Source organism: Tunturiibacter empetritectus, from assembly GCF_013410875.1.
In the GTDB taxonomy this organism is placed as follows: Bacteria; Acidobacteriota; Terriglobia; order Terriglobales; family Acidobacteriaceae; genus Edaphobacter; species Edaphobacter empetritectus.
The window spans coordinates 306,390-319,256 of the sequence record NZ_JACCCU010000002.1; the positions used below are offsets into that span (position 1 = coordinate 306,390).

At 60.6% G+C, this 12,867-nt stretch carries 14 protein-coding genes and 1 tRNA gene; 10 read left to right on the top strand and 5 right to left on the bottom strand.

Going from position 1 to position 12,867, the window contains the following annotated elements; translation table 11 throughout:
* Nucleotides 1-14 precede the first annotated feature (14 nt).
* The 7 genes from ctaD to HDF08_RS13475 all read left to right on the top strand — a co-directional run bounded on the left by ctaD (nucleotide 15) and on the right by HDF08_RS13475 (nucleotide 7,162).
* Nucleotides 15-1,700, top strand: coding sequence for a cytochrome c oxidase subunit I (gene ctaD, locus HDF08_RS13445; RefSeq protein ID WP_179639184.1), 1,686 nt, complete (start codon nucleotides 15-17; stop codon nucleotides 1,698-1,700).
* Nucleotides 1,697-2,308: a cytochrome c oxidase subunit 3 gene (locus tag HDF08_RS13450; protein ID WP_179639185.1), complete on the top strand. Its 612-nt coding sequence runs from the start codon at nucleotides 1,697-1,699 to the stop codon at nucleotides 2,306-2,308. Before ctaD ends, HDF08_RS13450 begins: the two co-directional genes overlap by 4 nt.
* A 22-nt stretch (nucleotides 2,309-2,330) precedes the next feature.
* Nucleotides 2,331-3,200, top strand: coding sequence for a hypothetical protein (locus tag HDF08_RS13455; RefSeq protein ID WP_179639186.1), 870 nt, complete (start codon nucleotides 2,331-2,333; stop codon nucleotides 3,198-3,200).
* Entirely contained in the window at nucleotides 3,197-3,976 is a 780-nt protein-coding gene (locus HDF08_RS13460) for a c-type cytochrome (RefSeq protein ID WP_179639187.1), read from the top strand. Before HDF08_RS13455 ends, HDF08_RS13460 begins: the two co-directional genes overlap by 4 nt.
* Nucleotides 3,977-4,040: 64 nt before the next feature.
* Nucleotides 4,041-4,733, top strand: a complete 693-nt coding sequence (locus HDF08_RS13465) for a QcrA and Rieske domain-containing protein (RefSeq protein ID WP_179639188.1) — start codon at nucleotides 4,041-4,043, stop codon at nucleotides 4,731-4,733.
* The gene (locus tag HDF08_RS13470) at nucleotides 4,721-6,196 is read left to right on the top strand and encodes a cytochrome b N-terminal domain-containing protein (protein ID WP_179639189.1); all 1,476 of its coding nucleotides are present in this window, start codon (nucleotides 4,721-4,723) and stop codon (nucleotides 6,194-6,196) included. The genes HDF08_RS13465 and HDF08_RS13470 overlap by 13 nt, the downstream gene beginning before the upstream one ends.
* Nucleotides 6,197-6,331: 135 nt before the next feature.
* Complete coding sequence (locus HDF08_RS13475; protein WP_179639190.1) at nucleotides 6,332-7,162, top strand: cytochrome c oxidase assembly protein; 831 nt, start codon at nucleotides 6,332-6,334, stop codon at nucleotides 7,160-7,162.
* A gap of 30 nt (nucleotides 7,163-7,192) precedes the next feature.
* Here the strand turns inward: HDF08_RS13475 and HDF08_RS13480 are convergent, their stop codons facing one another.
* The 4 genes from HDF08_RS13480 to fbp form a co-directional block, all read right to left on the bottom strand.
* Entirely contained in the window at nucleotides 7,193-7,402 is a 210-nt protein-coding gene (locus HDF08_RS13480; RefSeq protein WP_179638960.1) for a hypothetical protein, read from the bottom strand.
* A gap of 175 nt (nucleotides 7,403-7,577) precedes the next feature.
* Nucleotides 7,578-7,653: transfer RNA gene (locus HDF08_RS13485), tRNA-Ala, on the bottom strand.
* 111 nt (nucleotides 7,654-7,764) lie between these two features.
* The gene (locus HDF08_RS13490; RefSeq protein WP_179639191.1) at nucleotides 7,765-8,028 is read right to left on the bottom strand and encodes an alanyl-tRNA editing protein; all 264 of its coding nucleotides are present in this window, start codon (nucleotides 8,026-8,028) and stop codon (nucleotides 7,765-7,767) included.
* Nucleotides 8,025-9,068 carry a class 1 fructose-bisphosphatase gene (gene fbp, locus HDF08_RS13495; protein ID WP_257031120.1) on the bottom strand — a complete coding sequence of 348 codons (1,044 nt, stop codon included), beginning with the start codon at nucleotides 9,066-9,068 and terminating at the stop codon, nucleotides 8,025-8,027. The genes HDF08_RS13490 and fbp overlap by 4 nt, the downstream gene beginning before the upstream one ends.
* A 178-nt stretch (nucleotides 9,069-9,246) precedes the next feature.
* Between fbp and HDF08_RS13500 the strand changes: the two genes are divergently transcribed.
* A complete protein-coding gene (locus HDF08_RS13500) occupies nucleotides 9,247-9,708 on the top strand; it encodes an REP-associated tyrosine transposase (RefSeq protein WP_179639192.1) in 462 nt (153 codons plus the stop codon).
* Between the two features lie 193 nt (nucleotides 9,709-9,901).
* Nucleotides 9,902-11,203 carry a M24 family metallopeptidase gene (locus tag HDF08_RS13505; RefSeq protein ID WP_179639193.1) on the top strand — a complete coding sequence of 434 codons (1,302 nt, stop codon included), beginning with the start codon at nucleotides 9,902-9,904 and terminating at the stop codon, nucleotides 11,201-11,203.
* 178 nt (nucleotides 11,204-11,381) lie between these two features.
* Here the strand turns inward: HDF08_RS13505 and HDF08_RS13510 are convergent, their stop codons facing one another.
* A complete protein-coding gene (locus HDF08_RS13510; protein ID WP_179639194.1) occupies nucleotides 11,382-11,936 on the bottom strand; it encodes a TetR/AcrR family transcriptional regulator in 555 nt (184 codons plus the stop codon).
* A gap of 154 nt (nucleotides 11,937-12,090) precedes the next feature.
* On the opposite strand from HDF08_RS13510, the gene HDF08_RS13515 reads away from it, so the two are divergent.
* Nucleotides 12,091-12,864, top strand: a complete 774-nt coding sequence (locus tag HDF08_RS13515; RefSeq protein WP_179639195.1) for an SDR family oxidoreductase — start codon at nucleotides 12,091-12,093, stop codon at nucleotides 12,862-12,864.
* Nucleotides 12,865-12,867: the final 3 nt, after the last annotated feature.

Below are 12,867 nucleotides of genomic sequence, written 5' to 3' on the forward strand. Positions count from 1 at the left end.
GAAAGAAGCGAAGCATGACTACAACTCCCGTATTGGAAGCGATCGACGAGACACAGGAGACGCAGGGCAAGCAGCCGCTCAACGTTATCTACGAGTGGCTGACCACGGTCGATCATAAAAAGATCGGCCTGATGTACATCGTCTACGCCCTCATCTTTCTCGTCATCGGCGGCTTCGAAGCGATCCTGATGCGCATTCAGCTCGCCATTCCAAACAACCACTTCGTCTCACCGCAGGTCTTCAATCAGCTCTTCACCATGCACGGCACCACCATGGTCTTTTTCATGGGCATGCCTATCCTCTTCGGCATGGGAAACTACCTCGTCCCCCTGATGATCGGCGCGCGCGACATGGCCTTCCCACGGCTGAACGCCTTCAGCTTCTGGATCTCCGCCTTCGCCGGCCTCCTGCTCTACTTCAGTTACATCGGCGGCAGCGGCCTCTACGCCGCAGGCTCCGCGCCTGACGTCGGATGGTTCGCCTATGCCCCTCTCACCTCAAAAGTCTTCTCCCCCGGCCACAGCACCGACTACTGGACCCTCGCCGTCTTTCTCAGCGGCATAGGTAGCATAGGAACTGCACTGAACATCGTCACCACCATCCTCTGCATGCGCTGCAAGGGCATGAAGATGAGCCGCATGCCGCTGCTTCCCTGGCTCTATCTCGTCATGTCCTGCCTCGTCTTCGTCGCCGTCAGTCCGCTCACCGCCGCGCAGGTCATGCTCACGCTGGACCGCTATCTCGGCGCTCACTTCTTCGATACCCAGGCCGGCGGCTCCGCCATCTTGTGGATGCACTTCTTCTGGATCTTCGGCCACCCCGAGGTCTACGTCCTCGTACTCCCCGCCTTCGCCTTCGCCAACGAGATCATCCCCGTCTTCTCCCGCAAGGCCATGTTCGGCTACCCCGCGATGGTCGCGGCTTCGGTCTCCATCGGCTTCATCAGCCTCAGCGTCTGGGCGCACCATATGTTCACCGCCGGCCTCGGCCCCGCCGGCAACACCTTCTTCGTCTTCGCCACCATGGTCATCTCGGTGCCGACCGGCATTAAGATCTTCAACTGGCTCGCCACCATCTGGGGCGGCAAAATCATCTTCGCCGTTCCGATGATGTTTATGATCGGCTTTCTCTTCCAGTTCCTCATCGCTGGCCTCACCGGCATCATGCTCTCGGCGGCACCATTCGACTGGCAGCTCAGCGCCTCGTACTTCGTCGTCGCGCACTTCCACTACGTACTCGTCGGAGCGATCGTCTTCTCGCTCTTCAGCGCCTTCTACTACTGGTACCCCAAAGTCACCGGCAAGATGATGAGCGAAACACTCGGCAAATGGCACTTCTGGCTCTTCCTCATCGGCTTCCACCTTACCTTCGACTTCATGCACGTCCCCGGCATCCTCGGCATGCCGCGACGTATCTACACCTACGAAGCTGGCCGCGGCTGGGACACCCTGAACTTCATCATCGGTATCGGAGCTATCTTTCAGGCCGCAGGTACCCTCGTCCTGGTCTACAACATGATTCACTCCTACTACAAAGGCAAAGAGGCTGGCCATGATCCCTGGGACGCCTGGACCCTCGAATGGTCTGTCCCTTCCCCGCCGCCGTCCTATAACTTCGCCATCGAGCCAACCGTCAGCAGCCGCCGCCCACTCTGGGATATCAAGCACCCAGAAGATCCAGACTCGGACTACGAATCATGACAACTGTGACGACTGCAAGCAGAATCCCAATCGACGGCCCCGTAGAGACCCCGTGGAAGCTGCCCTATCGCGGCACCATCGGCATGGCGTGTCTCATCATCGCCGAGTCCGCCATCTTCATCATCTTCGTCGTCGCCTATATCTACTACATCGGCAAGAGTCTCAGCGGGCCAACCCCCGCGCAGGTTCTCGAGCTTCCCATCTTCGGCACCATCTGTCTCCTCTCGAGCAGCATCTTCGTTCATCTCGCCGTCAGCTCTCTGCGCAAAGACAACCGCCGAGGCTGCACCCTGAATCTCGCCATCACCGTCCTCCTCGGACTTATCTTTCTAGCGACCACAGCCCGCGAGTGGTATCACCTCATCCACGACGAGGGTCTCACCATCAAGACCAACCTCTTCGGCACCACCTACTACTCTTTGGTCGGCCTGCACGCAACCCACGTCGTCGTCGGCCTCATCATGCTCACTCTGGTCCTGGGCTTCTCGCTAACCGGCCACGTAAAAGAAGAGCACTCCGAGAAACTCGAAGTCCTCTCGCTCTACTGGCACTTCGTCGACGCAGTCTGGGTCGTCGTATTTCTCGTCGTCTACGTCTTAGGCAGATAACTCTCTGGAGAGGAGGAGCACGATGCAGGAAGAGCAACTCACGCCGTCCGCACAAAGCCACCAGCACGAACACCGGTCCGACACCGTCATCCTTCCGGCGCCAACGCCCTGGCCCATGGTTCTCGCGCTCGGTCTCTCGCTCCTGATCGCCGGCATGGTCACGCACTGGGTCATCAGTCTGCTGGGACTCATCCTGACTCTGCGCGCCATGTTCGGCTGGTTCTTCGATATCTTCCCGCACGAGCTTCACGTCGCCGTCCCCGTTCAAACCGGCGTAATGAAGATTGCCAGCACCCGCACCACACGCGAACAGCTTCCCGTCAGTGCAGATCATCGTCAGATGCTGCCGGTTGAAACCTTCAGCGTCACCGCTGGCATCAAGGGCGGCATCGTCGGCGGCATCGCAATGATCATTCCCGCAGCTCTCTTCGGCCTGCTCAAATATCACAGCATCTGGTACGCCGTGAATCTTCTGGCTGCAGGCGGCTTCGTTAGCTGGGCGAGCGAGAGCACGGCCTTCCTCTGCCAGTTTCATCTCGAAGGCCTTCTAGCTGCTACTGGCATCCATGCCTTCACCTCCGTCCTCATCGGCCTTCTCTACGGAGCCATGCTCCCGATGTTCCCCAGAAAGCCGATCCTCACCGCCGGCTTCGTCGCGCCTCTGCTCTGGACCGGCCTCCTCTACTCCGCGCTCGGAGTAATCAGCCCTGTCCTCAACGCCCGTATCAACTGGCTATGGTTCGTCATCTCACAGATCGCCTTCGGTCTGGTCTGCGGCTTCATCGTCAACCTCCAGGTCAAGGTACGCACTCCGCAGTTCCGATCTCTGCCCTTCGCCGTTCGCGCCGGTATTCACAGCGATGTACCCATTACGAAAGACGACGACCAATGAGCGTAGCCCCTCGCAGACTTAAAGTGTTCGGCACCCTCATCCTGTCGACAGCGTGCCTCGCCACCATCGGATGCAGCCGCATCCACGGTCGCCCCGGACCAGGCCCCGAGGTCATACGACCCGATGAAGTCCTCGACTTCCCCACCCTCTACAAAGAAAACTGCGCAGCCTGCCACGGAGCAAACGGCAAGAACGGCGCAGCCATCGCGCTCGCCAACCCCATCTACCTCGCAGTAGCCGGAGAGCAGACCATCCACCAAACCATCACCAAAGGCGTCCCCGGCGGCCTGATGCCTGCCTTCGCCAGGACCTCCGGCGGATCACTCACCGACAAGCAGGTCGCGATCTTGTCGCAGGGCATCCTGCAGCAGTGGGGTGCCCCGGGTCAGCTAGCAGGAGTGACTCCTCCCCCCTACGCCGCCACCTCGCAGGGCGATGCCAACCGCGGCCAGCAAGCCTATGCCGCAGCCTGTGCGCGATGCCACGGAGCAAGCGGCGAAGGCACCTCGGTCGATCCCAAAACCAGTGATCCCAAAACCAGTGACTCTAAAGCAAGCGCAGAAAAACTAGGCTCCATCGTCAACCCGTCTTATCTCGCCCTCATCAGCGATCAGGGCCTGCGCAGCATCGTCATCGCAGGCCGACCCGACGAGGGAATGCCCGACTGGCGCTCTGACTCCGCCCAGCCTCTCACCGATCAACAAATCACCGACATCATCGCCTGGCTGGCCTCCAAACGCATCGCCGAACCCGGCCAGCCCTATCACTCTCACTAAACATGTTTTTAAATTCGGAAGATAAAAGAATTGAAAAAGAAGCGCAACGCAGGAGCAGGAAGCAATGACACCGAGTGAACAGCTCCCACCAACCGATCAAACCCGTGCTGGTCAAACGATGACCGAGCCGCACCCCGACTTCGTCAAAGACCCGAGCATCGCCGCGGGCCACTCCCGCCGCGCCTTCCTCTTCAAGCTCGCCCTCGCGGTCAACGGAGTCGTCGGCGTCGTTCTCGCCATCCCCATCGTCGGCTATCTACTCGGCCCCGCGCTCAAGAAGACCTCCGCCGAAAACTCCTGGATCAACCTTGGCCCAATCTCCGACTTTCCCGAAGGCGAAACCCGCCTCGTCAGCTACCGCAACCCCATCACAACCGACTGGGACGGCCAGACCGGCGACGTCCCTGCCTGGGTCCGCCGCGTCTCCGGCGACACCTTCCAGGTCTTCGCCATCAACTGCGCTCACCTCGGCTGCCCCGTTCGCTGGTTCGCCCAGTCCAAGCTCTTCCTCTGCCCCTGCCACGGCGGCGCCTACTACGCCGACGGAGCCCGTGCCTCCGGTCCACCCGAGCGAGGCCTCTTCGAGTACGACCACAAAGTCTCCAACGGCACCCTCATGATCAGCGCCGGCAGAATGCCAACCCTCGCCAACGAAGCAAAGACCGTCGCTCCCCTCACTCAAATCAACGGCAGCCCCGCAGCCCGTCTCAATGCTATCGACCAACCCCAGCCGAGGTGCAGCTCATGCCAGACCTAAAACAACGCAGCCTCGAGGTCTACAACTGGTTTGAAGCCCGTCTCGGACTCGGCGCACCCCTCATCGAAGTAGCCGAGCACGAAGTCCCCGCCAACACCGCCAGCTGGTGGTACGTCTTCGGCAGCGCCGCCACAGTCATCCTCATACTGCAGATCATGACCGGCGTCCTGCTCGCCCTCGTCTACGCCCCCACCGCCAGCAACGCCTGGAACAGCCTCCAGTTCCTCGACCACAACGTCAAGCTCGGCTGGTTCCTCCGCGCCATGCACGGCTGGGGTTCGGACTTCATGGTCGCCATCGTCCTCATCCACATGGTGCAGGTCTTCCTCTTCGGAGCCTACAAGTTCCCCCGCGAGCTCACCTGGATCATCGGCGTCTTCCTCCTCCTCTTAACGCTCGGCATGGCCTTCACCGGCCAGGTCCTGCGCTTCGATCAGGACGCCTACTGGGGCCTCGGCATCGGCGCCTCCATCCTCAGCCGCGTCCCGCTCATCGGAGGCCCACTCGTCGGCCTCATGCTCGGCGGACCCATCATCGCCGGCAACACCCTCTCCCGCTTCTTTGCCCTGCACGTCTTCGTCATCCCCGGCATGCTGCTAGGCCTCGTAGGCCTTCACGTCTGGATGGTCCTCCGCCTCGGTATCAACGACTGGCCCATGCCCGGCCGCCTCGTAAAAAAATCCACTTACCAGCGCGAGTACCACGAGCTCGAGAAGAAAACCGGCATCCCCTTCGTCCCCGACGCCGCCTGGAAGGATGCCGCCTTCGCCGCAGCCATCATGCTCGCCGTCATCGCCTGCGCCCTCTGGTTCGGCCCCTTCGGCCCCAGCGGCCAACCCGACCCCACCATCATCCAGACCGCACCCAAGCCCGACTACTTCTTCCTTTGGCTCTACGCCGTCCTCGCCTATCTCCCTCCTTCCATCGAAACTCCCGTCCTCTTCATCATGCCGGTCCTCGGCATCGCCGCGATGATCCTCCTCCCGCTGCTCTCCGGCGAAGGTGAAAAGCATGTCTCTCGCCGTCCCGCAGCCGTCCTGATCGTATCTGTCCTCGCCGTCTCGCTCGGCGTCTTCACCCACCTCGGCACCTACACGCCGTGGAGCCCCATCATGAACGCCTGGACCAGCGATCCCATCCCCGTTGCCTACCTGCATAACCGCACCCCGCTCGAACGCGAAGGCGCCCTCGTCCTACAGAACAAACAGTGCCGCAACTGCCACTCCATCGGCGGCGAAGGCGGTCTGCGCGGCCCTGCACTCGACGCCGTAGCCTCGCGCATGACCGAAGACCAGATCATCCGCCAGGTCCTGCAAGGCGGAGGCAATATGCCTTCCTACGGCAACGCCCTCAACCCCTCCGAGACCACCGCACTCGTCAAGTTCCTTACCACCCTGCGCGGCAACGACCTGCAGCCTGCCATCGACGCCTCCCGCCACCTCGCCCTCAACGGCTACCAGTAGACCTGCATACTTAGTCTGATTCCGACCAACGGGAGGACCAACCGAAGGGGTATACAAGTCACGAAGTGACCGCCTCGCGCGCAGCGAGCCCGTCCGGCAGGACTCATCCTTATAGCCCGCATATACCCTACTCCCATGCCTCCTGAATACCGGGCCATCTTCGAAGAATGGTCCCCACCGCTCTTCCTCACCACCGCGCTGCTCCTAGCCGTCCTCCTCTACACCCGCGGCTGGTACGCGATCCGGCAAACCAGGCCCGCACTCTTCCCCACCTGGCGCCTCGTCTGCTTCAACCTCGGCATCGCAACCATCTGGCTCGCCATCGCCTCTCCCCTGGACGTATTCGCCGACGCGCTCCTCAGCGCCCACATGGTCGAGCACCTCCTCCTCATGTCCTTCGTCCCCCCACTGCTCCTACTCGGCTACCCGCAAGTCCCACTCCTCCGAGGTCTCCCACACGCGCTCACCGTCCATCTACTCGCACCTTTCCTGCGCATGAAGTGGCTCCGCACCCTGGGCCACTTCCTCACCCGCCCCGTCGTAGCGTGGCTCGCAATGAACCTCACCTTCCTCCTCTGGCACATTCCCGCCGCCTACGACTTCGCTCTCGAGCACGAACACTGGCACGAGTTCGAGCACATCTGCTTCCTCGCCTCATCGATCCTCTTCTGGTGGCCGCTCATCCGCCCCTGGCCCACCACCGCGCGCTACCCCGGCTGGATCATGCTGCCTTATCTGGTCCTGGCAGACATCGTCAACACAGCACTCTCCGCCTTCCTCGCCTTCTGCGACCGCCCCGTCTACACCTACTACCTCGAGCACCCCAACCCCTTCCACATCGACCCCATCGCCGACCAGCGCGCAGGAGCCGTCATCATGTGGGTCCTCGGCTCGCTCATCTTCCTCGTCCCAGCCGTCTTCGTCACCTTCCGCCTCCTCCAACAAGAGAAGACCCGCAGGTCATAACCGTCTAGCAAAGAAGCGAACTGTTTTTAGCTAGTCTTGCCGACCGTCGACCTCTGGACGCGAACCACCCTGCAGCGCCGTTTTGATCGTCGACCGCAAGTGATACTTTGAAATGAGCTTTCCGAAGGCCCAACCAAGGCCTATTCCACTCGTCACGCCAAGCGCCAGACTTTGCCGCCACCACCCAACGGCGATTCCAACCGTCATCCCAATAATGAGACCGAGAGTCATCGCTCTCATTCGTTTTCTTTTTCTCTTCGGACTCATCATTCTCCGAGGACGCGGGGGACTGAACGTTTCTAAAGAACGAAGTCTACGCGAATTGGTTTTGGGGAGCCAGCAAATCGACGGTTCTCTTCTGCAGAAAACAACCACGTCAAGTTTTGATCAATTCAGATAAAGTAAAGTGTTTTTATGGTGGAGCTGAGCGGGATCGAACCGCTGACCTCCTCGTTGCGAACGAGGCGCTCTCCCAACTGAGCTACAGCCCCCCACCAAACCCGCATCGCGCACCGCTTTCGCAGGCCCAACGCAGTCGAAACAACACCTCCGAGTGTATCAGCAACCACCCTAGCGGCTCAACCACGAGCCTCCAATCAGCATCACTCCACCGACACCCGAACCCGCCCCATCACCGCCGTCCCAGCAGCTAACGGCTTCTCCACCACATGCCACACCTCGCCCGCATCCGTCACCACCTCAAGCACCGGAACCACCAGCCGAGCGCCACTCCGCGCTACCGCCTCCAACACTCCCACATCGCCCGCAACAAACTCCGTCCGATCGAGCGCCATCTGCCATCGCTGCCGCCCCGCCACACGCGACTCCTCGCGAATATCAATCACCTCCGCAGCAAACTCACTCACCGTGCACTCACCGGACTAACCGCCGCCACCAGCGCCTCCATCTCCCTCTTACTCCCCACACAAAATGGCGTCCGCTGATGGATCCCCTCCGGCTTGATATCGAGTATTCGTCCTGCTCCATAGGTAGCCATCCCACCCGCCTGCTCCGCAATAAACGCCAGCGGATTCGCCTCATACAACAGCCGTAGCTTCCCCTTCGGCTGCTTCAGCGTGGGCGGATACAAAAACACCCCACCCTTCAGCAGCGTCCGATGAAAGTCCGCCACCAGGCTCCCGATATACCGCGAGCTATACTCCTTCTTCAACCCACCCGCCCGCAGCATCTCCACATACCCGCGATACTCCTCCGGCCACCCCGCCGCATTGGCCTCGTTCACAGAATAGTAGCTCCCCTGCTCTGGCATCATCATCTTCTCGTTGCTCAGCACAAACGCTCCAATCGTCGGATCGAGCGTAAATCCATGCACCCCATTCCCCGTCGTATACACCAGTACCGTCGACGGCCCATACACCACATACCCCGCCGCCACCTGCCGAAACCCCGGCTGCAGAATCGACTCCTCCAGCGTCCCCAGCTCCGCCGGCATCCTCCGAAGCACGCTGAAGATCGTCCCCACGTTCACGTTCACATCAATGTTGCTCGACCCATCCAACGGGTCGAACACAATAATGTACTTCCCCGTCTCCGCATCCCGGTTGAACGTCACCGGCTGCTCATCCTCTTCGCTCACCAGCGCCGCAACGCTATCGCGCAGCCCTAGACAATGCAGCAGCGCCTGATTCGCGTAAACATCCAGCTTCTGCTGCTGCTCCCCCTGCACATTCTCAGCACCAAACGAGCCATACACATCGCTCAACCCAGCCGAGCGAATCTTCGCCTCCACCATCTTCGCCGCCAGCGTAATCCCGCTCAGCAACCAGCTGAACGTCCCCGAAGCCTCCCGCCCCGTAGCCTTCAACGCAGCCTGCTGCTCCTGCAAAATATGCTGCTGCACCGTCGTAATCATCGCCATCGCCACTCTCCGTGTCTCTCCAATCATATCTGCCTCCGCAGTGCCTGATGGAGTGCCAAATGCAACGCGGATAGACACCGGGTGCCCCATCCTTTCGCAGTCTCATCGCAATGGACACCGGGTGCCCCATCCTTTCGCAGTCTCATCGCGATAGGGTGGGGTATTCGCGCCGGCAGGCGCGAACCGTCTTCGCTAAACTAACCCTATGTCCCTGGGCCTGAATCGATACCATCAAACCGGCGACCTCCATTTCATCACCTTCAGCTGCTTCCGCAAACGAAACATCCTTGGTACCTCCGAAGCCCGCGACCGCTTCGTAGAAATCTTCGAACAGACCCGCCAAAAGTATCTCTTCCACATCAACGGCTATGTCATCATGCCCAACCACGTCCACATTCTCGTCTCAGAACCCAAATCCGCCCCACTATCGCTCACCATCCAGATCCTCAAGCAGCGCTTCTCCCGCACTCGCACCGAAGACTACGTCTGGGAGACCCGCTACTACGATTTCAACGTCCGCACCGAACCCAAGAGAATTGAAAAACTCCGCTACATTCACCGCAACCCAGTCACCCGTGGACTAGTCACAGAGCCCGGCCATTGGCAGTGGAGCAGCTTCAACGCCCACGCCACCAACGACGCTCATCCAATCCTCATCACCCGATAACAGCCAAAAAAGTACGCTGTGTGCAAGATAAGACCCCGGGGTAAGACCGGGTGCCCCATCCTTTCGCAGTCTCATCGCGATAGGGTGGGGTATTCGCGCCAGCAGGCGCGAACCGCACTTTGATCGCCCGTGCCTTCAGAATCATTCGAAGCAAACCCACCCAACCGCACGAACACCTTAGTTACAATCACCCATGCCCACCCGCCGCCGCTTCCTTATCACCTCTGCCGCGACAGTCGCAGCCGCCCCCACGCTCAAACTAGCCGCCCAGTCTGAGCAAACCGAGAAACTCCCGCCCTCCATCGCAGCCCTCACCAACCGCCGCGCCGAAGCCGTCCCCATCACCCTCGCCGAGCGCGAACACCGCCTCGACCGAGCCCGCGCCCTCATGCACCAGAACAGCGTCGACGCCATCGTCATCACAACCGGCACCTCCCTCACCTACTTCACCGGCCTCCGCTGGGGCCAGTCCGAGCGCCTCTTCGCCTGGACCCTCCCCGCCACCGGCGCCCCGTTCATCGTCTGCCCAGTCTTCGAAGAGGGCCGCGTGCGCGAACGCATGGACGCCAAACCCGCCACCCTCCCCTCCGCCTCCATCACCCGCGTCTACACCTGGAACGAAGACGAAGATCCCTACCAGCTCCTCGCCAAAGCCCTCAAAGACTCCGGCGTAGCCACAGGAAGAATCGGCATCGAAGAGCGCACCCAGTTCGTCTTCGCCGACGGCATCAGTCACGCCAGCCCGGCCCTCACCACCACCAGCGCAACTCCCGTCACCTTCGGCTGTCGCGCCATCAAATCCCCCGCCGAACTAGCCCTCATGCAGCTGGCCAACAACATCACCCTCTCCGTCTACAAAGCCTGCTACCAATCCGCGCAACCCGGCATGACCAACCGCCAGTTCAGCCAGATGGTCGACCTCGCCTACACCCGCTGCGGAGTCACCGGCGACGCCAGCTGTCAGGTAGGCGAGTACTCCGCGCTACCCCACGGCTCCCTCCAACCGCAAATCATCCGCGAAGCAGAGATCATCCTCATCGACGATGGCTGCACCGTCGAAGGCTACCAATCCGACATCTCCCGCACCTTCGTCCTCGGCGACCCCACCATCCCCAAGCTCGACAAAGCCCGCAAGGTCTTCGACATCGTCTTGAAGGCGCAGTCAGCAGCCCTTGCCGCGGGTCATCCCGGCGCCCCCTGCCACACCGTCGACGCCGCCGCGCGCGACCTCATCACCGCCGCCGGCTACGGCCCGGACTACAAGTACTTCACCCACCGCCTAGGCCACGGCATCGGCATGGATGGACACGAGTGGCCCTATCTCGTCCGCGGCAACACCACCCCACTCGCCGCAGGCATGTGCTTCTCCGACGAACCCGGCATCTACCTCCCCGGCGAGTTCGGTGTCCGCCTCGAAGACGACTGGCACGTCACCGAAGACGGTGGCAAGATGTTCACCCCGCAAAGCCCCAGCCTCGAACACCCCTTCGGATAAGCCAGAACCCTATCTAACAACCGCAATCGAAGCCTTGTTCCACTGCCGTCTGTTTTGTGTCCGTTTGCTGTTGCCTGTGTTGCCGTTGTTTTTGGCCGTCATCCTGAACGGAGTGAAGGATCCCCGCATTTCGCCTTTGCACTTGCTGTTGCCTTTCCTTCAATCCACCGCAGAAGCGTCACACCAACCCCTTCCGCACCTCACTCAGAATCTCATCCGAGAATCTCTCATCCTCCACCGCCCGCGCCAGAATCATCGCCCCCACCATCGAAGCCATCATCCGAATCGCATCCCCCCGCGCCGATCTCTTGGAAGGCCATGGAAAGTGAGCCGTCACAGCCTCAATCACAGCCTTCAGCCGATCCGTGAACGCACCCTTCACCTTTGGCTCATGTCGAATCTCTGAAGAAAGGCTAGCCATCGTGCATCCCATACCAGGAGCATTCCGGTGCCCCGCACTCAGATACCTCTTCACATACTCCGCTCTCCCCCTTGCAGTCCCTTCCGTCGCATGCAGCCCGTCCAGCGTGCTCTTGAACCCTTGCAGTACGCTCTCGACCATCAGCTCTTCCTTCGAGTCGAAGTGATTATAAAAAGGCCCATGCGTCAAACCGGTCGCCTTCATAATCTCGCTGACGCTAACCCCCGAGAATCCCCTTTCGCGAAATAATCGCGACGCCTCTTCCAGAATCCGCGCATGTTTCTCCGCCGTCTCTGCTACCGGATATCTCATCCCAACCTCCACTTGACTTAATACATGATACACGTCATGCTTGATAGAGAGTTAAGCATGATAATCATCATGTTTACCAATTTCTGAAGTAGAGACTGCACCCAACCCAGGCAGTCCGCAATCAAAGAAGCTAACAAGACAAGAGGAAACCATCATGAAACTCGAAGGTAAAAAGGCTCTCATCACCGGCGGCAACAGCGGCATCGGACTCGCCACCGCCCAGCTCTTCATCAAGGAAGGCGCACAAGTCGCCATCACCGGCCGCGACCAGAAGACCCTCGACGAAGCAGCCAAGCTCCTCGGCCCGAAGGCCACCGCCTACCGCGCCGACGTCGCCGACTCCGCTGCACGCAAAGATCTCTTCGCCAAGATCAAGAAAGACTTCGGCCACCTCGACATCGTCTTCGCTAACGCCGGCATCGCCGGACAAACAACCACCGGCAAAACCGACGAAGCCACCTTTGAAAACATCATCCGCATCAACCTCACCGGCGCCTTCTTCACAGTCGAAGAGGCTCTTCCCATCCTCAAAGACGGTTCCTCCGTCATCTTCAACGGCTCTGTCATCGGATCGCTCGGCCAGCCAGGCTACGCCGCATACGCCGCAAGCAAGGCCGGCCTCCGCGGTCTCTCCCGCTCCATGGCCGCCGATCTCGCCCCCCGCGGCATCCGCGTCAACGTCGTCGCTCCAGGGCCAATCAAAACACCCATCTGGAGCCGCAACACCCACACCACCGAAGAGAATGACGGAGTAGCAAAGTTCATCGCCTCGACGATTCCACTAGGCCGCTTCGGTGAAGCAGAGGAGCTCGCAAAAGCAGTCCTCTTCCTTGCCTCCGATGACTCCTCCTACGTCAACGCAGTCGAGTTCTTCGTCGACGGCGGTGCAGTAGGCACTCCCTTCGGCGGACCAGCCTTCCGCGGCTAAAAC

Coding starts and splice junctions, on each gene's coding strand:
- ctaD (WP_179639184.1), top strand. CDS start 15: ATGACTACAACTCCCGTATTGGAAGCGATCGACGAGACACAGGAGACG.
- HDF08_RS13450 (WP_179639185.1), top strand. CDS start 1,697: ATGACAACTGTGACGACTGCAAGCAGAATCCCAATCGACGGCCCCGTA.
- HDF08_RS13455 (WP_179639186.1), top strand. CDS start 2,331: ATGCAGGAAGAGCAACTCACGCCGTCCGCACAAAGCCACCAGCACGAA.
- HDF08_RS13460 (WP_179639187.1), top strand. CDS start 3,197: ATGAGCGTAGCCCCTCGCAGACTTAAAGTGTTCGGCACCCTCATCCTG.
- HDF08_RS13465 (WP_179639188.1), top strand. CDS start 4,041: ATGACACCGAGTGAACAGCTCCCACCAACCGATCAAACCCGTGCTGGT.
- HDF08_RS13470 (WP_179639189.1), top strand. CDS start 4,721: ATGCCAGACCTAAAACAACGCAGCCTCGAGGTCTACAACTGGTTTGAA.
- HDF08_RS13475 (WP_179639190.1), top strand. CDS start 6,332: ATGCCTCCTGAATACCGGGCCATCTTCGAAGAATGGTCCCCACCGCTC.
- HDF08_RS13480 (WP_179638960.1), bottom strand. CDS start 7,402: ATGAGAGCGATGACTCTCGGTCTCATTATTGGGATGACGGTTGGAATC.
- fbp (WP_257031120.1), bottom strand. CDS start 9,068: ATGATTGGAGAGACACGGAGAGTGGCGATGGCGATGATTACGACGGTG.
- HDF08_RS13500 (WP_179639192.1), top strand. CDS start 9,247: ATGTCCCTGGGCCTGAATCGATACCATCAAACCGGCGACCTCCATTTC.
- HDF08_RS13505 (WP_179639193.1), top strand. CDS start 9,902: ATGCCCACCCGCCGCCGCTTCCTTATCACCTCTGCCGCGACAGTCGCA.
- HDF08_RS13510 (WP_179639194.1), bottom strand. CDS start 11,936: ATGAGATATCCGGTAGCAGAGACGGCGGAGAAACATGCGCGGATTCTG.
- HDF08_RS13515 (WP_179639195.1), top strand. CDS start 12,091: ATGAAACTCGAAGGTAAAAAGGCTCTCATCACCGGCGGCAACAGCGGC.